Here is a 17935-nt window from a genome sequence, read left to right as displayed (position 1 = left end):
ATGTGGGAGCGGGCTTGCTCGCGAATGCGGTGGGTCAGTTAATACATGTGCTGACTGCAACACCGTCTTCGCGAGCAAGCCCGCTCCCACATTTTTGATCGCGTTCACATCGCAGGATTCAACGCAGGCTCTTTTCCAGCCACTGCTTCAAGTCCAGCAACTCCGCCTCACCGACGGTATGAATCATCCCCGGGTAGCCGTGGAATTCCGGCGTGAGGCCAATCCCCTGCAATACCTCGTTGGCCCGCGTTGCCGAGTAGTACGGCAGCGCCTGGTCCAGCGTCCCGTGACCGATGAAAATCGCCAGCTTGCCCAGTCGCGCATCCGGCTTGAGTTCGGCCTTGAGTACCGGCAGCAGGCTGCCGCTCAACGCCGCAATCCCGCGCAGGGTTTCGGGATGTCTTAACCCGACTTCATACGACATGATCGCACCCTGGCTGAAACCCACCAGAAACACCCGCTCAGGTTGGGTGTGGTACTTGGTGGTGGCCTGGGCGACGAAGGCTTCGATCAGCTTGGCGCTGCTCTGCAGGTCGGCGGTCTCGCCATCAAAATCGCCATCGCCCGGCTTCTTGCGAAACCAGCGATAACCACCGCCCTCCACCGGCATCGGTGCCCGTGCAGACAGGTAGGTCCAGGTCGACGGCAAGCGGTCCTTGAGCCCGAACAGGTCGGCCTCGTCACTGCCATAACCGTGCAGGAAGATCACCAGCGGCTCGTTGCGGGCATCACTTTGAGTCTGTTCCAGGTAAGGCAGCGGCAGGTCGGTGTGCAATACGTCTTCGGCCTGTGCGGCGCCGGTAAACAGCGCTACCGTCAGGGCAATCAGTTTGAGCATGAGCATCAACCTCTAGGGTTTGCGCAACAAATAGGTATCCATGATCCAGCCATTGGCCTGGCGCGCCGCCTTGCGCACACGTTCAATCTCTTCGGCAACCTCGGCCACTTTGCCGCTGATCAGGATTTCATCCGGTGTGCCCAGGTAGGCGCCCCAGTAGATATCCAGGTCCTGATCGGCCACGGTGCGGTAGGAATCTTCGGCATCGAGCATGACAACCAGGGTGTCGGCATCACTCGCCTGCCCCGCCGCCAACCGGCGCCCGGTGGTGATTTCGATGGAGCGACCGATGCGGTTCAGCGGCACTTTGTGCTGCGCCGCCAACGCCTGGACGCTGGTGATCCCGGGGATCACTTCAAATTCGAATTCGCAGCTGCCGCTGGCGAGGATCGCCTGCAGGATACGAATGGTGCTGTCGTACAGTGCGGGGTCGCCCCAGGCCAGGAATGCGCCCACTTCGCCGTCGGCCATTTCTTCATTGATCATCCGTTCGAAGGTCTGCTGCTTGTCGCGGTTCAGGTCCTTCACGGCGGTGGCGTAGTCGATATCACCGCGCACCCGCTCGGGGCAATCGGCCTCGACAAAGCGGTAGGCGTGATCGGTGATGTAGGTCTCGCAGATTTCCCGGCGCAGGTCGATCAGCTTGTCCTTGCTCTGGCCCTTGTCCATCAGGAAAAACACGTCGGTGCGGTTGAGCGCCTTGACCGCCTGCATCGTGATGTAGTCAGGGTTGCCGGCGCCAATGCCGATGATCAGGATGCGTTTCATGGGAAAGTCTTCATGGGTGGTCTCGGTGCGGGGAACGGATTTTGCCATGTTCGGGACGTCAGGCGTGAGTTTCCAGGCGCAGGCGCCAACGGCCATTGAAGCGCAACTCGGTGGATGACAGCGGTTCCACGTCGATCAGGTTGAACATGGCGGGTGGGCATTGCATGACATGCAGCAGCGCTGCGCGGATCACAAATGGATGCGTCACCGCCACGACATGCCCCGGGGATTGCTCGAGGGACTGCAACCACTGCCCTATCCGCTCACACAGTTGCACTACCGACTCGCCGCCGTGGGGCGCCGAGGTGCTGTCGGTCAACCAGGCCTGAAGCGCTTCGGGTTCGGCCTGCTGAACCTCCTCGATCGCCAACCCTTGCCAGCGGCCAAAATCACAATCGCGCAGGGCTGTTTCAACCAAAGCATCGTCGGCAAACAGCGCCGCCGTCTGCCGGGTCCGCGCCTCCGGGCCGCACAGCACCCGGGGTGCACGCTTGAAGCGTTGCCCCTGGGAAAGCGCCGCCTGCTGCCAGTCCATCTCCACCGACTCATCCAGCGCAAAGCGTGCCTGTTTCTGGGCACGGGTGCTGGCGTGGGCAACAAGGGTCAAACGGGTGGCCTGCATGACAAATCGCTCTGGTTTTAAGGTGCAGTCAGCGTAGACTTGCGAAGTTGTTTCAACATGTTTCAACTATTCTGCAACAGGAAGCCGGTTCAATGCCGGCGCGGTCGCGCCACTGTATTCGGCCTTTTAGCCGTAAGCCAGACCCTGTTTCAGCCAACTCGCTATCCATTTCGGGACGCGTCATCCCTGGAGGTTCTCATGGCTTATACCGCTGCAACTGGCTCCGACGTTTCAATACCGTCCATTCCCCTGGGCGAAATCCTGCCCTGGGCGATCTTCGGCGGCCTGCTGCTATTGCTCGCGATTTACTTCGTCGGCGCCGAGCAAGGCGCGACGGCCGTGTTCAAAGGCATGTACGTGCATGAGTTTGTGCATGACGGTCGCCACCTGCTGGGTTTCCCCTGCCATTGATGGAGCGTGACGACATGACAGGGCATTTACTCGTTCGCGGGATGCTGGTGGGCCTGCTCGCCGGCATCTTGGCCTTCGGCTTCGCCAAGACCTTTGGTGAGCCGCAGATCGACAAGGCCATCGCCTTCGAAGATCAGATGGCACAGATGCACGGCGACGCGCCGGAAGAAGAACTGGTGAGCCGCGAAGTACAAAGTACCTTCGGCCTGTTCACCGGCGTGGTGGTGTACAGCGTCTCCCTGGGTGGCATTTTCGCCTTGGTGTTCGCCTACTCCCTGGGCCGCATCGGCAAGGTCGGCCCCCGTGGCTTGGCAGCGCTGCTGGCATTGGCGGCGTTTGTGACGATCATCGTGGTGCCGGGGCTGAAGTATCCGGCCAACCCGCCATCGGTGGGCGACCCGGCCACCATCGCGCAACGCACCAAGCTGTTCTTCCTGATGCTGCTGGTGTCGGTGGCGGCTGCGGTGATTGCGATCAACGCGGCGCGCAAGCTGATTGCCAGCCGTGGCCTATGGGCAGGCGCGATTCTCGGTGTGGCGCTGTACATCGTGATCGTGTCGGTGGCCGGCAGCTTGTTCCCGACCATCAACGAAGTGCCGGAACAGTTCTCGGCAGTGTTGCTGTGGAAATTCCGCGTGGCTTCCCTGGGGATTCAACTGGTGCTGTGGACCACCCTGGGCCTGGTGTTCGGCGCCGTGGCCGAGCGCAAGCTGAGCCAGCCTCAGGCGCGTCTCAACTCCTGACGGTACAGGTAGCCGCCGACGAATCGGCGGCTACCGGCATTCACACCCCGGGCCGCGCCAGGTAGAACACCTCGTAGCCATTGCCCGGATGGTTCACATCCAGCGCCTTGGCCGACAAGGTAATTCGCACCAGCTTCCACGCCTGCACATCCAGCGCCAGAAACACCGCGAAGTTATCGCTGCTGTCCGCGAGCTGCTGGTTGCGGGCCTTTTCTGCGGCGAGGATTTGCCCGCGGTCCGCCCCCGGCGCCAGCGCCCACTCCTCCCGATACAGGCTCAAGGCGTCTTGCGCCGGACCTCGCTGCACGTCCAGCGGTAACCAGGACTCAATGTGCGGCTGGCCAAAACTGTCGAGGACCTTCTGGAAGCGCTCGCCGAGCAAGAAATCCGCAGCCTGCAAAGGATCCGACCACAGATAAACCGACGAATACAGGTTACCCACCCCCGGCCCCTGCCCTCGCTCCTGGGCGATAAACGCCTTGAACAGCAAACCCTCGGCATGATCCCACAACGGCCCCAGGCGAGCGGCCCGCTCACGGATGACACCCATGTCGTAATCGGCTGGCAAGCGGTGTGAATACTGTTTGGCAAACATCATGGCGCTCCTGTTCAGATGAGTGCCCAGCTTGCGCAGCGCCCATGATTTCAGCAAGATATCACCGGATATAGGTGTGATAAGGAACTGAAATGACCGACGCACTCAAGCCGCTGGATATCGACACCGTGCACGCCTTTGTCCTGGTCGCCGATTTCGCCAGCTTCACCCGCGCGGCCCAGGCACTGGACACCTCGCAGGCAGCCATCAGCCTCAAGCTCAAGCGCCTGGAAGAACGCCTCGGTTATCGCCTGCTGGTTCGTACACCGCGGCATGTGCGGCTGTCGCCCCAGGGCGAGCAGTTCATCGTCGCCGCCCGCGCATTGCTCAATGCCCACGAACGGGCGTTGGGTGACATGGGCAATGGCGCCCCGCGACGGTTGGTGATCGGCATCAGCGACCACGTGGCCGGGCCGGACCTGCCACTGTGGCTCAGCCGCCTGGCCGCCTATGACCCGCTGGTGATCCTGGAGGTGCGGATTGCTTCGTCCCGCGACCTGGTGGCGGCGTTCGACCGCAACGAATTGGACGCGGTGATCGTGCGCAACGAAGGCGATCGCCAGGACGGTGAGGTATTGGTGGTGGAGCGCTTTGGCTGGTTCGCCGCGCCTACCTGGCAGCACACGCCCGGCACGCCCCTGCGCATGGCAACCATGGCCTCGCCCTGCGGCGTGCGACACCTGGCGGTGCGCGCGCTGGATGAGGCGCGGATTGACTGGACCGAAGTGTTTGTCGGCGGCGGCGTAATGGCGGTGGGTGCGGCAGTCAGCGCCGGCCTGGGTGTGGCGGCGCTGGCCCGGCGAGTGGCGCCGGCGGGCGCCGTGGACGTCAGCGAACAGTACGGATTACCGGCGTTGCCCGTCAGTGAAATCGTGCTGCACAGCCGCATCAGCGACGGCCGCTCCCGCGAGACATTGCGGGCGTTGAGCGCAACCTTCAGAGGGGTTCTGGAGCGTTAGATTGCATCTGGGTATACCGCCCGCGCACGAACCGCTCCAGTTCATCGCCCGGCAGCGCCTTGCTGAAATACCAGCCCTGGATGATCAGCTCCGAGCCCGACTGCAAAAACGCCAGTTGCTCGGCGGTTTCCACGCCTTCCACCACTACCCCGAGGTTCAGCGCCTCACAGAACCGCAGCATCCCGGTCAACACCTGGGCGCCCTTTGGATCATGCTGGGCGACCACGAAACTGCGATCGATCTTGATGAAATCCACGGGGAACTGGTGCAGGTAACTCAGCGCTGAAAATCCGGTGCCGAAGTCGTCGATATACACCTTGGCACCAATCGCCTGGAGCTTCTCGATCATCTGCCGCGTGCCCTGGATATCGCCCACCAGCGCATCCTCGGTGATCTCCACCGAAACCTGCCCGTGGGCCTGGGCCAGTATCTCCACCAGCCGATCACCATACGCCGGGGTAGTCAGCGTGGCGCTGGAGATATTGATCGTCATCGGCAACGTAAACCCGACCTTCTGCCACTTCTGGTACTGGCGCACAGCCTGGGATGCCACCCACACATCCACGTCGGGCATCAACCTGGCATGGGCCAGCCATTGCAGGAACTCCCAGGGTGAATGCACCGTACCTTCGGCGTCCCGGGCCCGCATCAACGCTTCGCAACCGGTGCATAGCCCGGTCCGGGTGGAAATCTGCGGCTGGAATTCGAGGTAGAACTCGTAGTCGCTGATCTGCTGGATATGACTCAACTCGCTGACCTGGCGCGCCTGGGCCTTGTGGGACGCCATCACCGGGTCCAGCTCCAGCAAGCGGCCTTTTTCTTCCAGGCCGCGAAAGGTCATGTCCAGCGACTTCAAATACACCGTGCCGCCCTCCGTGGCCTGGCGGTTGATCGCACGCACATAGGGCGCATAGATCAGCATGCCAACCCCCAGCAACACCACCTGCAGCAACACTGCCGCGAGATCGCCGTGGGTGCTCAGGTAGGCGTTGAGCAACACCGGCGCGGTAAATGGCACGCTCACCACCGCAGGCGACACCCAGCCAATCTGCACCACCATCAACGCCAGTATCACGTTGAACGCCGGCACCACCAGAAAGGGAATGAACAGCCGCGGGTTAAGAATGATCGGCAAGCCAAACAACAGCACTTCACTGACATTGAACAACGACAACGGCAGGCTCGCCATCGCCACCAGTCGCATGGACCGGCTTTTGGAAAACAGCAGGATCGCCAGCAGCAGGCACAGGGCACCACCCGAACCGCCGATAAACGCGAAACTGCCCAGCAAGCCGCCATTCAGTAGATATTTGACCGGCTCGCCCGCGGCCACCGCCGCATTATTGAGCCCGACCGCCTGGTCCAGCACATCAAAAAACGGCTGCATGGCGTAGACCCCATGGATCCCGAAAAACCACAGCAGCGAATTCATCAGGGTCACAAACAGGCCGCTGCCATAGGGCGTCTCCAATGCATCGAGTACCTGCGGCCCCTGAAGCTGTGCCACCTGCGGAATCTGCAACAGCAACGACAGCACGAGCACCAGCCCGAGCGCCGTGATTGCCCCCGGCACCACCATATTGAGGGTGCCCTTGAGGTTGTGCCCCACCAGGTCTTCGTTGATCAACCGCGTCCAGCGACGCCGATGCAGCCAGGCGATGGCGGGCACATTGATCAGCGGTGAGGCGATGGCGATGAACAACACGAAGGTCGCCGAGGCTCGGGGAAAATCCCGCAGCACAAACGTGGCGATCACTACATGGGCCAGGCACAGGAACGCTACCGGAAGTTGCGGCAGGCGGTGCTGGATCGCGAGCATGTAACCGATGGAGGCTGCCACCAGCAGCGGGATCACCGAGCTGATCTGGTTGTGCAACCCCGCCAGGAAGGCCACCACCTGAGGGTCGAAACCCAGCACTCGGGCGCATTCGGACAGGATCAGGAAACCGGCCGATACCAGCAGGCACGGCAGGATCCACAACAGCCCCTCGCGTATGGCCCGCAACGACTCGGTACTGGCGAGGGCCGCCAGCCGCTGGGTGAAGAAAAGCTTGAACAGCGTTTGCGCCATCACCTGTCCCTCGGTCCCTGATGCCAGGGTCGCAAAATAACACCTGGCTGTCGCCTTATCACGGGGTAACGCTACACGCCCTGACACCGCAAGCGAAAGGCTTTTGCCGCCCCTGGCGCATTTATTCAGAATCACCGCAGGGGCTTGCTGCTTGTCGATTGGCTCGGGTTGGCCCATCCTTTGGCGCACTGGTTGTCGTAAAAAACGACGCACCCCTCGAACGGACTCGACTGATGCTGCGATTCACTCCCCTCATGGCCTGTGCGCTGCTTGGGCTGACCAGCCCGTTGGCCGGCGCCGCCACCCCGACCTTCGCCGATGCCCAGGCCAGCGACCCGGCCAGGCTGCAATGGATGGTCGGCGCACCGCCGCCGGCCGACCGCACCGTACGCTTTGAAGACGGCAGCTATTTCCGCTTCCCGGCGATGCGCTGGAGTGTCGCCAACTTTCGCCAATTGATGCCCACGGTGAACGTCTCCCGCAGGCTCGGCGCACCGCTGGCATTGCCACGCGTACTCGACCCGGCACTCGATGCAATCCCCGTGCAGCCAGTGGGTGCAGCCCAGCCGCTGACCTGGCGCCAGGCCCTGGACGCCACCTACACCGATGGCATCGTGGTGATGCATCGCGGCACGGTGGTTTATGAGCGTTATTTCGGGGTGCTCAAGGAGGATGGGCAACACGCGGCCATGTCGGTCACCAAATCGGTGATCGGTACCCTGGGCGCGATGCTGGTGGCCGATGGCACCCTGGACCCACAGAAAAAGATCGTCGACTATGTGCCCGAACTCGGCCGCTCGGCCTTTGGCAGCGCCACCTTGCGCCAGGTGCTGGACATGACCACCGCCCTGGACTACAGCGAAGACTATGCCGACCCCAACGCCGAAGTCTGGGCCCACGCCCAGGCCGGCAACCCGCTGCCCAAACCCAAGGACTACACCGGGCCGCGCAGCTACTACGAGTTCCTGCAAACGGTTAAGCAGCGTGGCGAACACGGGCGTGCCTTCGGCTACAAGACCGTCAATACCGACGTACTCGGCTGGGTGATTGCCCGCGCGACCGGACGCAATGTCGCGCAACTGCTCAGCGAACGCATCTGGAGTCGGCTTGGCGCCGAACAGGACGCCTACTTCACCGTCGACTCCATCGGCACACCCTTCGCCGGTGGCGGCCTGAACACCGGGCTGCGGGACCTGGCCCGGTTTGCCGAGATGCTGCGCAACGGCGGGCGCTTCAATGGCCAGCAGATCGTGCCCGAAAGCGTGGTGACGGATATTCGCCAGGGCGGCGACAAGCAGGCGTTCGCCCAGGCCGGCTACGCTCAATTGAAAGGCTGGAGCTATCGCAACATGTGGTGGGTAACCCACAATCCCGACGGGGCGTTCATGGCGCGTGGGGTGCATGGCCAGAGCATCTACATCGACCCCAAGGCTGAAATGGTGATTGTTCGCTATGCCTCCCACCCGGTGGCCGGCAACGCCGCCAATGATGGGGTGACCTTGCCCGCCTATGCAGCCATGGCGGCTTTTTTAATGTCCAAGCCACACTGACCGTCTCTCTTACCGTGGAGTAAACCTTTGTCCCAACCCGGCGAAAACCACCAGCTAGCCCTGGACCGATTCTTGAGTGAACACCCGGCCCTGGCCGCGGAACTGAATACATTGAACCCCCTGGCGGCCCAGGCCAAAGGGGAAACCATGGAGCAGTACCGCGCCGAGCGCCTGCATGAAGCCTTCGAGGCAGAAGCCGAGCAACAGGGCTTGTTCGCCTGGGAACTGACGCTGAAATTGACGGCGCATTCCCCGGCGGAGTTCGAGGCGCAACGCCTTGAGGTGCACAAGGAGGTGGCGCAAATGGCAGGCCTGAGTTGGTCGGAGTATTGCCAGCTGCACGACTTGCCCGTCTAGAACCAGCGGCCCAGGCCCTTCCTGCGATCAGCGAGCACCGCGCGCAATTCATCAAGGGTAACGGCCCTGCGTTCAGGGTCAGCCGTCAACGCCATACGCAATACAGGCCAGCAATGGCGAGGCAGTTGCCGGGGCCGGGCCGGCCTGTCACTGGCGTGGCGCCGGCCTTGTGCCAATTCGTACAACACACAGGCCACTGCATACAGGTCGGCGCTGGCCGACAGTGCTCCGCCAGCCAGCAACTCCGGCGCGGCGTACGCGGGCGTCCAGGCATTGAAGCGGCTGCGACTCAAGCCTGGAGAACCCGCCGGGGCCTGTCCACAAGCCTCGCCCAGACCGAAATCGAACAAGCGCAACCCGCCGTCTCCCACCATGACATTGGCGGGTTTCACATCCCCGTGCAGCACACCCTGCTGATGGCTATGGCGCAACGCGTCGAGCAATTGCACGGCGATGCCTTGCAGCGTTTGCCAGGGTAAACCGCCGGGGCACTCCAGCAGCAACCGGTCCAGGGTCATGCCCTGGAGCAGCTCCATGGTGAAGAATGCGATCTGGCCGGGAGCATCCACTTCAAATGAATACACACGCACCACCTGCTCATGCCGCAGGCTGCGGGTCAGGGCAAACTCGTTGTACAGCAACACGTGGGCATCCGCAGATTCGCGAATGGCTTCGCCCAACACCTTGATCGCGACACTGGAACAGGGTTCGCCAAACTGTTCGTGCAGCAGGTCCCGCGCACGATAGACCACGCCCATGCCGCCTGCGCCCAACACGCGCTCGATCAGGTATCGCCCGGCCAGCAACTCGGGGGCTCCGTCGCGCGGTGGGTTTACCGGGGCCTTGGCAAAGGCAAAGTGGGTCAGGTCGCGCATGACTGCACCACCACAGCGGTCAGGTTGTCGCCGGCCGTGCCGCGCAAGACACCTGCAAACAGCTGGTCCAGGACACGTTGCGGATTTCCCTGGCTCAAGGCCTGGCCCAACTCAGAGTGGCTAAGCGCCTGGTACAGGCCGTCGCTGCACAACAGAAACACATCCCCTGCCAAGGTACCGAGTTCCAGGACCTGCGGGCTCAGTGGTGCCCGCGAGCCGATGGCCCGGGTCAAGGCCCGTGCGTCTGGATGGGCCCTGGCCTGTTCCGGGCTCACCTGCTGGTCAATCAATTGCTCACACAGCGAATGGTCTCGCGACAGCTGGTACAGCGTCTGCCCGCGCCACAGATAGCAACGACTGTCACCGGCCCAGACACACGCAGCGCGATCGCCCTGAAGCAACAACGCCACGACCGTGCTTCCCATGATGGCCTCGGCGCCATGGGAGGCCAGCGTCAATTCATCGCCCAGCCGCCGGTTGAGCCATTGCAGGCAACGACGGGTCGCCTCGACGCGTTCATCCAGGCTGCCCTGGCCGGGCAATGACGCCAGGCCATCGACCACCAGCTGGCTGGCGATATCCCCCGCCTGATGCCCACCCATCCCGTCCGCGACGGCCCAGCAGCCCGTCCCGGGGCAATCGAGAAAGGCATCCTCGTTGCGTAAACGGACCTTTCCACGGTCTGTGCGACCGGCGCTGTGCCAGCGGTCGCGAGGTTGGCTCACAACTGCTCCGGCAGGCGAAAGGTTCGCCACTGCGCCATCTGGAATGGATTGGGGGTGCGTCGGCTGGTCAGCAGGTAGTTGGCGCGCAAGCCTGCCAGGTCAGCCTTGAGGATCAGCTCATCCTGCCCGCTGGAGGGTTCGTTCTGCATCAAGTCGAACAAGCGAAACAGGGACCAGGCCCCGGTATTTTTTTCGAGCCCCAGCGCCCGCTCGCTGCCACGCTCCAGTACCAGGCTGCTGCGACCATTCTCAGCCTCGGCTGGCCATTGCATCGCCATGGGGACAATCGGCCCGTGCCGGTACTCCATCTGCTGGCCACCCAAACGCAAGACCGCGCGACTCACCGACGGGTCCAGGCTATAGGGTGCGAGCGTGAAACGAACCTGCAAGTCCCCCGGCTCATCCGCAAAAAAACCGCGCCTGATCACCTGCACCTTCGCCTGCTGGTCGAGCAACGCCCGAGACATCGGCAAGCTGCGCCCATCCAGGCTACGCAGCCTGTAGCGCCCGGAATCACCGCTGACGAAAGGCTTCAGATAGCTGTCAAAGAATCGCGCCATGATCCCCTCAGGCTTGAAAAACTCCTGGAAGTCGTTGAGGGAAACGTCGCTGCTGGCGTGGGCATTGAACGGGAAACGCAGCTTGATCGCCCTGCTGTAGAAACCATATACCTCGCTCTGATAACGCTGGTTCACATGCCGATAAGCCTGGTCGAGCAGGCGGCGCCAATGCTCGTCGGCCAGGCTTTCGAACCAGCCCGCCAGCGGCAGCGGCAAACGCGCGGCCACGTTGCGCAGGTTACTCAGCGCATCCTGTTGCCCCTGGATCCGCCGCTTGACCATCTCGAACGCGACCGGCTCCGGCGCGCCTTCGCGATTCAAGCTCGCCAACTGCAGGTGCAAGTCGTTGAGCGCCTGTAACACGCCGGTCAACTCGGCCCCCGGGTTCTCCTGGCTGTCCAGCAACTGGTGCAAGGGCTCGAAGCGGCGCTGCATGGCTCGCCGTGCGCTGTCGGGCAAGGCATTGACCAGCCCGGCGGCGGTCGGCAACCGCTCTGCCGCTGGCCCAGGCAGCTTGGCAGCCAGCTCGTCGAGGCGCTCACTGGCCGACGGCAGGCGCGTGTGGTCACGAACCTGCTGCAACAACTGCAACAACGGCGACTGGGCCGACGTCAAGCTGGCGAGCTGCTCGGCGCCTTGCCTGGAGTTTTCAGTTTCACGCAGGCCAACCTGCCCAAGCGCCTCGCTCCAGGCATCGGCATACTCGCTGAAGTAGCGTTGTTCAAGCTCCACCATCAACCGTTGCAAATCCATGGCGCTCAGGTCGGCGCCCTCTCCCAGCACCCAGTTGTCCTGGACGATGGTATTCACCAGCCGCGCGCCCTGCGCTTCAAAATGCCGCTGGTACGTGCGGGTATAAAACCCCGGAATGGAACGCTCGCCCCCCTCAAACACCCGCCCGTGTGCAAGGCGCAACGGTTCAAGGCCGCGAGCTTGTTCGCGCAGCACCCGGTACACCACGTCAACCAGCGATTCGCCGCGCAACACGTGGCGCGCGCGGGCCACCAGCTCGTCATCGAGCGGCTGCACGAACGGTTGCTCAAGCAAGCGCGCGAAATGTTCATTCAACCGGTTTTGCACAGAGGGCTCACCGGCAAACCGTACAGACCAATGCCCCGCCACCCGCTCACGCAGCCAGCCGACATCCCGCCGCTCCCGCAGGTTGAGCATCAGGTATGCCCGGAGGTTATCCAGCAGCCGCTCACGATCTTCCAGGCTGCCGCGAACCTGTTCCTGCAGCATCTCGCTGACGTGGGACAGCAACAGCCGGCCCAAGGCACGCTCGTAGGCCTGCTCCAGCACCGGACGGCTGATACTGCCCTGATACAACCCCATCCGCTCAACCAGCCTGGCTTCGCCCGGCAAGGGGAAAATCCGCGTGGCCGCCAGGCGGCTGTCCAGCAGCGGCAGGAGTGCCTGGGTAGCGTCTGACCCAGGCTGCACGGGTGCGGGCTGTCGTGCCAGCGCCTGCAGTTGCTGCAGACGTTGATGATTGGAGGAGTAACTGTGGGTCCACAGCAAGCCCGCCGCCACGACGACCACTAGTGCGCCCAGGGCCAGCCCCCCCTGGTGCCGGCGGATTCGACGGCGCTCCTGGCTATCGAGGTCCGCCAGGTCGGCTTGCGCCAGAATCACCCGGCTGAACAAGCCCTGGATAAAGTGCGAACGTGGTTCAAGTGCCTGTGGGCCACCGTCGGCGCTGGTCAAGTAGAAACCACGAAAGCCGTTGGTGTGCTGATAACGCGGGCCGCAAAAAGCAACGTCGATATAGAGGCTCAGGCGCTCGCCAATCCGGGCCGCCTGATGGGGAAAGTCGAGCATCCGTCCGCGCAGATCACTGTTGCGTTCCTGGTGCAGGCGCTGCACAAGCTCACCGCTCAAGCGCTGCAGCAGTGCTTCAAACGCCTGTCGTACCTGGGCAATGCCAATACCCGCTTTGCCTGGGACGATAGATTCGCCCAACACCGCATCACTGCCTTCGCCCAACGGCCGCTCGAAGAACTCCGCAAACCCCGGCAGGCGGTCGGCCTGGGTCACCACCAGGTAGACCGGCACCTCCACATGCAACGTCCGGCGGATCTCCAGCAACCGACTCTGGACTGCCCGCGCCTCATTCTCCAGCTCACGCTCGCTGCCATGGAGCAATGTGTCCGTTGACAGCGCCACCACCACACCGTTGAGCGGGCGTGTCCGGCGCCGCACCTTGAGCAGCTCCAGCAGCGTCGACCAACCCGCGCCATCGACCTGGCTGTCAGGCTGGGTAAGGTAGCGGCCGGCGACGTCGAGCAACACGCCGTCCTCGGCGAAATGCCAGTCACAGTCCCGCGTGGCACCGCCCTGCGTCGCTACCGACGCGCCCTGATCCTGGAGCAACTGCAAGCCACTGGCGGCCAACATCCGGGACTTGCCACTGCCTTCCTTGCCGATCAGCAAATACCAGGGCAATGCATTAAGCCAACGCGGGCTGCGTTCACCATAAATCCGGGAGTGTTTCAGGGTGTACAAAGCGTCCTTGAAGCGACCGCGCAGGTGCCGCTGCTCGTTTTCAACCTGGCCTTTGCGCGGGCGTGGTTCGCCGTCACCGACGGTTGATTGCCGAGCCATACTGCGCCAATTGGCATACACCATCGCCAGGCCCCACAACAAAAACAGCCCGCTGATTGTCAGCAAGCGCGATGCCGCCGCTTGCCAGAATCGATAGTCGTCGACAGCCAGCAGTGGCCCGAAGAACCACACGGTCATTGCGACCGCGAGCACCAGCAGCAGGCTCCAGACCCAAACCCTGCCCAGCACGGCGCCCGCGCTCCTGAAGAATGCGTTCATGCGTTGCTCCCTGCGTTAGAGCGGCGCCCGGAACATATCCGGCGCCACGAGTTGATACGGTTGCAACATCGCTTCACGCTGCTGGCCCAGCACCCACGCAAATCCTGCATACAGGCTCAACAGGCTGGCGGCGACAAACACTGCAATCCAGGTGAGCGACACGACCCTCAGCCGTTTCCGGCGCGGCTGTTCCGGCCTGTGCGACGGCGCGCACGCCGCAGGCGTATCACCCCGCACATGCCGGATCTGCCGATACAGCGCGTCCCGAACCTGTTCAAGCTGCAACAACCCACGCTCCATGACCCGGTACTTGCCCTCAAACCCGAGGGACAGGCACAGGTACATCAACTCCAGCATCGCCAGGTGCTTGAAGGGGTCCCTCGACATGCGCTCAAGCAACTGGAAAAACTTCTCGCCGCCGAAGGTTTCGTTGTGAAAACTGCTCAGCAGGCTCATCTTCGACCAATCGCTCTGGCTGCCCCATGAGGTGGTGACCACTGCCTCGTCGATCACGCTGCACAGCACATACCGCGCCGCCATGACCTCGCTGGCCTGGGCCCCGTCATGCCGGGCCCGCGTCTCGAACAGCGTGACTGCAGCCGAGAGTCGTTCATTCAGGGCGCGCAGGCTTTCCTCGGCGGAACTGCGCTTGAGGCGGACCACCTCGGACAACAGCTCCCAGGCAGGCGCCACCAAACTGTTCAGGCCAATGTCGAAATGCTCCGCGCCCTGCAAGCGGGCCGCGTAGATCATCCGGTCTTCCAGTTGTTCGAAACGCGGCGGCGATGCGAAGTCGGTCATCGGTCCCTGCGCCGGTCCGCGTCCCTGTCGATCAAGCAGGACGGTTTTCTCGTCCTGCGGGTATTCCCTGTCCATGGTCTCAGTTCCTGATGGCCCAGAATTTCAGTTCCAGTTCGGCAAATTCACCGCTGACGTGGAAGGCAAATCCTCCCGACTGCTTCAACTGCTCAATGTCCCGGGCACCGAGTTCAAGCATGAAATAGGTGTTGGCGGCATGAAACGGTATCTGCCGGGGAGCCACCGGCAGCGGCTTGACCTTGATGCCCGCCAACTGCAGGTTGACCAACTCGCGAATCCGCTCCACGGGGCCGACCTTGAGGTGCGCCGGCAGCCGGTGACGAAGCTCCTCGGCGTCACAATGGGCGCTGGCGGCCAGAATGAAGGTCGCCGAACCCAGCAGGTTGAGATCGCTCACCGGGCACACCAGCACCCCGTACTGGCGAGGCTGCAGCGCCAGCTCAATGGCATGCTGCTCAAGCACCATCGACAGCAGGCTGCGAATCGGCTCCATCAATCCACGAAAGCTGGCGCCCTGGTCGCTATGCCGGTAATGCCCCTCGAAGTGCGCACGCTTGCTGTCGCTGGCAAACGTCGCGAGTTCACCCAGGATCGACAGCAATGTTCGATACAGCGTTTCAGGGCTGACCTGGCTCAGGCCCAGGTAGTGACGCAAGACCAGTTCGGTGCGATTGATCAATTGCAACATCAGGAAGTCGCCAACCTCCGCGCCGGCGGCGGTACCGTTGGCGCGAATCCGCTCGGCGATGGCATCCCCCCGGTAAGCGAGCAGGCTGATCACTTCCTTGAGGCAAGACAGCAGGTAGCCGGAGCCATGCAGGTGAATGAAGCTCGGGATAAAATCGGGGTCCAGGCTGACGCCCTCCTCAGTGCAACTGAGCACCTGGGCAACCTTGAGCTTCACGTAATGCGGGTCGCTGTGTTGCTCCCCCAGCAACAGGCGAAAATCCAGCTGCCCGCAATTGACCTGACGACGAGCTTCTTCCCCGGCGTTGGAGTCGCTGACGTCTACCGCAAGAGTCTTGTAGCGCGCCAACACATCAATCTGCTCGGGTCGACGGGCTTCAACACAGTTACCTGTGGCCAGCGGCAAGGCCAGGTAGATCGACTGCTTCCCGGTATTTACCGGAACCTCCAGCACCAGCGACTCCATCGCGCCACCCAGTTCGAACAGACTGCCATCCGGCAATATGCCGCTGGCCTGGCTGATAACGACCTTGCCCATATTGAGGTATTGCACATCGATTTCCAGGGCCAGGAAGCCCCAGGCGTGACGGCACAACAGCTGGGTGCGGCGCGTGAGTTGCTGATCGTGGTACCGATCGTTTTGCTGGAAATGCTGAGGGCGCAACAACATGCCTTCCTGCCAGATGACTTTTTGGCTGTACATGTCAGTCGCCCACCTTCGCGGGTTGCGGGTTGACCAACCGAATGCCGGCCTGATCAAGGATCAGTTCAGCGCCGGTCAATCGCTGCGCGGTCACCGGCAACACATAGCGCCATTGCGAGTGAGGCAAATCACGGTACGCCGCCAGCACGCCGACATAACGACTGCCTGGCTCGAGACTGAGTTTGAGCGCGGAGTGATCGCCGGGGCGCAACTCCAGCTCTTCGAGGTTCACCAGGTCCTTGGGCAACGTGTGCTCGGCATGAGCATAAAGGCTGAAAAAGTCCGCATTTTCAAAAGCCACGGGGTGTCGAAGCTCCATCAGGTGCACCACGATCGGCGACGGGCGACCATGGAGATCAGGGTTGACCCGTTCGCTGGCGGTCAGTGTCAGGTCCAGCTTGGTCAACTTCGAAAAGGGCGACAGGGAGCAACCACCCAGCAAACCCATTACAGCGCACAACAATGCAACGGTGACTCGGGACATGAAGATCATCCTGGATAACGGTGAAGGGTTGAGATCAGACGAATCTGTTCCTCGTACGCCTTGGCGAAGTCGCTGCCCAGCAGGCGCTCGCTCAAGTGCTCGTCCTCGATCAGTGTCTGGTAATGGCGCTGATACGCGCGCCAGCGGGCGCCACACCGGGGGATCAGCGGCGGCCTTGCCTGGCGTTCGAAGCACAGCAGCAAATGGCCGGGCGCAAAGGCTGCCAGAGCGCCGCGTACTGCCGCGCGGCAGGCCGCCAGCAAGGCCACCTCGTGAGCCTGCATGTCGCGGTACGCCCGCATGACAAGCATCTCGGCGGAAACCTGCCCCAGCTGCCCGACACCCAGCAGCGACCCCAAGGCCGCACTGGCGTCTGCGCTGTCTCTAAGTGGGTTGGGGCTTTGGAGCGGTGTCTGGGTGAGTGCCAGTTTCAGCTCTTGCCTGAGCTCGTTACGGGTGCCCAGGCTCTGTTGCAACCCTTCAGTCATTTGCCGGAGCAAGCTCGCGGCCTTGATCGCCAGGACTTCTCTTGCCGACTCATCGAGGTCGCCCAGATCAATACCGAGTGCCTGCGCAAACCCCAACCAGAATGGCCCTGAGCCGTGACCTGGAACGGGCGATTGCGGACTTGGGGCAACCTGGCGCGCAGGCTTCACAAGTTCGGGAACCGTCAGGTGATCCCGGTCCGCCGCCGCGTGGTCCGTCCAGCGCAATGTCTCGTAGGTGGTCATGTTCAGGGCCGCCAGCTCTTGCGACCCGTCCTCGCGCTGCAGTTCGCTGGCCAGTGCCCGCAGTGGGTCCAGCTCAAGGAATGCATCATCGGGAATCAGCCTGTGTAATCCGTCCTGGCCCTGTCCCAGCGGTGGGCTGACCAGTCGTGCGCGAATACTCAGCGGCCCCAGCTGAAATACCGCGCCGTCATCTATCGGTTGCTGCTGCCCCTCATGCAGACGCTCACTGCGGCCTGCCAGGCGGGTTCCATTGCTGCTGATATCCGTCAGGAAATACCGGCCGTCACGATAACTGATCACCGCGTGACGACCGGAAACCTGGCGACTGGTGTCAGGCAGGGTCCAGTCGCAACCGGCCCCCCGACCGATGACGCCCCCCACTCCGTCAAAGACTTTGCGCAGCGCCGGCGCGGACTCTGCTGGCCCCGCAGGGCACACCTCAAACACTAGCTGCATGGCAGGACTCCTCCGCGCTCACAGGCCACGACCGGTGGACCGCGGATCACCCAGCGGACGGTAGTCATCGTCGTCAAAGACATGATTGGTGTTACAGCCACTCAGCAAAAACAACACAAGCACCAGGGCTTGCCACTGACTAACAGGCATCAGGTATC

The 17935-nt window shown here is 62.6% G+C and carries 18 protein-coding genes and 1 riboswitch; of the genes, 5 read left to right on the top strand and 13 right to left on the bottom strand.

Annotation, left to right across the window (positions count from 1 at the left end; genetic code table 11):
• Positions 1–118 precede the first annotated feature (118 nt).
• Genes HX873_RS19730 through HX873_RS19720 form a run of 3 tightly spaced genes read right to left on the bottom strand, consistent with a single transcriptional unit; the run spans position 119 to position 2228 of the window.
• Entirely contained in the window at positions 119–838 is a 720-nt protein-coding gene (locus HX873_RS19730) for an alpha/beta hydrolase (protein WP_087694209.1), read from the bottom strand.
• A gap of 12 nt (positions 839–850) precedes the next feature.
• Positions 851–1606, bottom strand: a complete 756-nt coding sequence (gene cobF, locus HX873_RS19725) for a precorrin-6A synthase (deacetylating) (RefSeq protein WP_177123078.1) — start codon at positions 1604–1606, stop codon at positions 851–853.
• A gap of 58 nt (positions 1607–1664) precedes the next feature.
• Complete coding sequence (locus HX873_RS19720; RefSeq protein ID WP_003208075.1) at positions 1665–2228, bottom strand: histidine phosphatase family protein; 564 nt, start codon at positions 2226–2228, stop codon at positions 1665–1667.
• Positions 2229–2255: 27 nt separating this feature from the next.
• Positions 2256–2395, top strand: a riboswitch (cobalamin riboswitch).
• A gap of 31 nt (positions 2396–2426) precedes the next feature.
• Here HX873_RS19720 and HX873_RS19715 point away from each other — a divergent pair.
• Positions 2427–2639: a CbtB domain-containing protein gene (locus tag HX873_RS19715; RefSeq protein ID WP_003208073.1), complete on the top strand. Its 213-nt coding sequence runs from the start codon at positions 2427–2429 to the stop codon at positions 2637–2639.
• A 14-nt stretch (positions 2640–2653) separates the two neighbouring features.
• Entirely contained in the window at positions 2654–3382 is a 729-nt protein-coding gene (locus tag HX873_RS19710) for a CbtA family protein (protein ID WP_032899583.1), read from the top strand.
• A gap of 40 nt (positions 3383–3422) precedes the next feature.
• On the opposite strand, the gene HX873_RS19705 is transcribed toward HX873_RS19710, so the two are convergent.
• On the bottom strand, positions 3423–3977 hold the full coding sequence (locus tag HX873_RS19705) for a DUF4865 family protein (protein WP_087694166.1): 555 nt from the start codon (positions 3975–3977) through the stop codon (positions 3423–3425).
• Between the two features lie 92 nt (positions 3978–4069).
• Here HX873_RS19705 and HX873_RS19700 point away from each other — a divergent pair, with 92 nt between their 5' ends.
• Positions 4070–4936 carry a LysR family transcriptional regulator gene (locus HX873_RS19700; RefSeq protein WP_087694167.1) on the top strand — a complete coding sequence of 289 codons (867 nt, stop codon included), beginning with the start codon at positions 4070–4072 and terminating at the stop codon, positions 4934–4936.
• Here the strand turns inward: HX873_RS19700 and HX873_RS19695 are convergent.
• A complete protein-coding gene (locus HX873_RS19695) occupies positions 4914–7007 on the bottom strand; it encodes an EAL domain-containing protein (RefSeq protein ID WP_102604784.1) in 2094 nt (697 codons plus the stop codon). The two genes, HX873_RS19700 and HX873_RS19695, sit on opposite strands and share 23 nt — an antisense overlap.
• A 254-nt stretch (positions 7008–7261) precedes the next feature.
• Here HX873_RS19695 and HX873_RS19690 point away from each other — a divergent pair, with 254 nt between their 5' ends.
• Positions 7262–8557: a serine hydrolase domain-containing protein gene (locus HX873_RS19690; protein WP_371318400.1), complete on the top strand. Its 1296-nt coding sequence runs from the start codon at positions 7262–7264 to the stop codon at positions 8555–8557.
• A gap of 27 nt (positions 8558–8584) precedes the next feature.
• Positions 8585–8914 (top strand): DUF6388 family protein, encoded by a 330-nt coding sequence (locus tag HX873_RS19685; protein ID WP_008437039.1) that lies wholly within the window; start codon positions 8585–8587, stop codon positions 8912–8914.
• Here the strand turns inward: HX873_RS19685 and HX873_RS19680 are convergent.
• From HX873_RS19680 to HX873_RS19645, 8 genes are read right to left on the bottom strand one after another with little or no spacing between them, the layout of a single operon-like run.
• On the bottom strand, positions 8911–9789 hold the full coding sequence (locus HX873_RS19680; RefSeq protein ID WP_177123073.1) for a serine/threonine-protein kinase: 879 nt from the start codon (positions 9787–9789) through the stop codon (positions 8911–8913). The genes HX873_RS19685 and HX873_RS19680 overlap by 4 nt on opposite strands.
• Complete coding sequence (locus tag HX873_RS19675; protein WP_087694172.1) at positions 9777–10514, bottom strand: PP2C family serine/threonine-protein phosphatase; 738 nt, start codon at positions 10512–10514, stop codon at positions 9777–9779. Before HX873_RS19675 ends, HX873_RS19680 begins: the two co-directional genes overlap by 13 nt.
• Positions 10511–13897, bottom strand: coding sequence for a type VI secretion system membrane subunit TssM (gene tssM / locus HX873_RS19670; RefSeq protein ID WP_177123072.1), 3387 nt, complete (start codon positions 13895–13897; stop codon positions 10511–10513). The genes HX873_RS19675 and tssM overlap by 4 nt, the downstream gene beginning before the upstream one ends.
• A 15-nt stretch (positions 13898–13912) precedes the next feature.
• Positions 13913–14773 carry a type IVB secretion system protein IcmH/DotU gene (icmH, locus tag HX873_RS19665; protein WP_177123071.1) on the bottom strand — a complete coding sequence of 287 codons (861 nt, stop codon included), beginning with the start codon at positions 14771–14773 and terminating at the stop codon, positions 13913–13915.
• A 4-nt stretch (positions 14774–14777) separates the two neighbouring features.
• On the bottom strand, positions 14778–16106 hold the full coding sequence (tssK, locus tag HX873_RS19660; protein ID WP_134326852.1) for a type VI secretion system baseplate subunit TssK: 1329 nt from the start codon (positions 16104–16106) through the stop codon (positions 14778–14780).
• Between the two features lies 1 nt (position 16107).
• Positions 16108–16590: a type VI secretion system lipoprotein TssJ gene (gene tssJ / locus HX873_RS19655; RefSeq protein WP_177123070.1), complete on the bottom strand. Its 483-nt coding sequence runs from the start codon at positions 16588–16590 to the stop codon at positions 16108–16110.
• Positions 16591–16595: 5 nt separating this feature from the next.
• Positions 16596–17777, bottom strand: coding sequence for a type VI secretion system-associated FHA domain protein TagH (gene tagH / locus HX873_RS19650; RefSeq protein WP_177123069.1), 1182 nt, complete (start codon positions 17775–17777; stop codon positions 16596–16598).
• Positions 17778–17795: 18 nt separating this feature from the next.
• Entirely contained in the window at positions 17796–17927 is a 132-nt protein-coding gene (locus HX873_RS19645) for a hypothetical protein (RefSeq protein ID WP_003208049.1), read from the bottom strand.
• Positions 17928–17935 lie beyond the last annotated feature (8 nt).

The organism is Pseudomonas sp. P7758 (assembly GCF_013386485.1).
GTDB lineage: Bacteria > Pseudomonadota > Gammaproteobacteria > Pseudomonadales > Pseudomonadaceae > Aquipseudomonas.
The sequence above is the reverse complement of the archived record's forward strand: the minus strand, read 5'-3'. Positions and strand labels throughout refer to the sequence as shown.

Bases quoted from the DNA above. Each gene is read 5' to 3' on its own strand.
- HX873_RS19730 (WP_087694209.1), bottom strand. From the start codon at position 838: ATGCTCAAACTGATTGCCCTGACGGTAGCGCTGTTTACCGGCGCCGCA.
- cobF (WP_177123078.1), bottom strand. From the start codon at position 1,606: ATGAAACGCATCCTGATCATCGGCATTGGCGCCGGCAACCCTGACTAC.
- HX873_RS19720 (WP_003208075.1), bottom strand. From the start codon at position 2,228: ATGCAGGCCACCCGTTTGACCCTTGTTGCCCACGCCAGCACCCGTGCC.
- HX873_RS19715 (WP_003208073.1), top strand. From the start codon at position 2,427: ATGGCTTATACCGCTGCAACTGGCTCCGACGTTTCAATACCGTCCATT.
- HX873_RS19710 (WP_032899583.1), top strand. From the start codon at position 2,654: ATGACAGGGCATTTACTCGTTCGCGGGATGCTGGTGGGCCTGCTCGCC.
- HX873_RS19705 (WP_087694166.1), bottom strand. From the start codon at position 3,977: ATGTTTGCCAAACAGTATTCACACCGCTTGCCAGCCGATTACGACATG.
- HX873_RS19700 (WP_087694167.1), top strand. From the start codon at position 4,070: ATGACCGACGCACTCAAGCCGCTGGATATCGACACCGTGCACGCCTTT.
- HX873_RS19695 (WP_102604784.1), bottom strand. From the start codon at position 7,007: ATGGCGCAAACGCTGTTCAAGCTTTTCTTCACCCAGCGGCTGGCGGCC.
- HX873_RS19690 (WP_371318400.1), top strand. From the start codon at position 7,262: ATGGCCTGTGCGCTGCTTGGGCTGACCAGCCCGTTGGCCGGCGCCGCC.
- HX873_RS19680 (WP_177123073.1), bottom strand. From the start codon at position 9,789: ATGCGCGACCTGACCCACTTTGCCTTTGCCAAGGCCCCGGTAAACCCA.
- tssM (WP_177123072.1), bottom strand. From the start codon at position 13,897: ATGAACGCATTCTTCAGGAGCGCGGGCGCCGTGCTGGGCAGGGTTTGG.
- icmH (WP_177123071.1), bottom strand. From the start codon at position 14,773: ATGGACAGGGAATACCCGCAGGACGAGAAAACCGTCCTGCTTGATCGA.
- tssK (WP_134326852.1), bottom strand. From the start codon at position 16,106: ATGTACAGCCAAAAAGTCATCTGGCAGGAAGGCATGTTGTTGCGCCCT.
- tssJ (WP_177123070.1), bottom strand. From the start codon at position 16,590: ATGTCCCGAGTCACCGTTGCATTGTTGTGCGCTGTAATGGGTTTGCTG.
- tagH (WP_177123069.1), bottom strand. From the start codon at position 17,777: ATGCAGCTAGTGTTTGAGGTGTGCCCTGCGGGGCCAGCAGAGTCCGCG.
- HX873_RS19645 (WP_003208049.1), bottom strand. From the start codon at position 17,927: ATGCCTGTTAGTCAGTGGCAAGCCCTGGTGCTTGTGTTGTTTTTGCTG.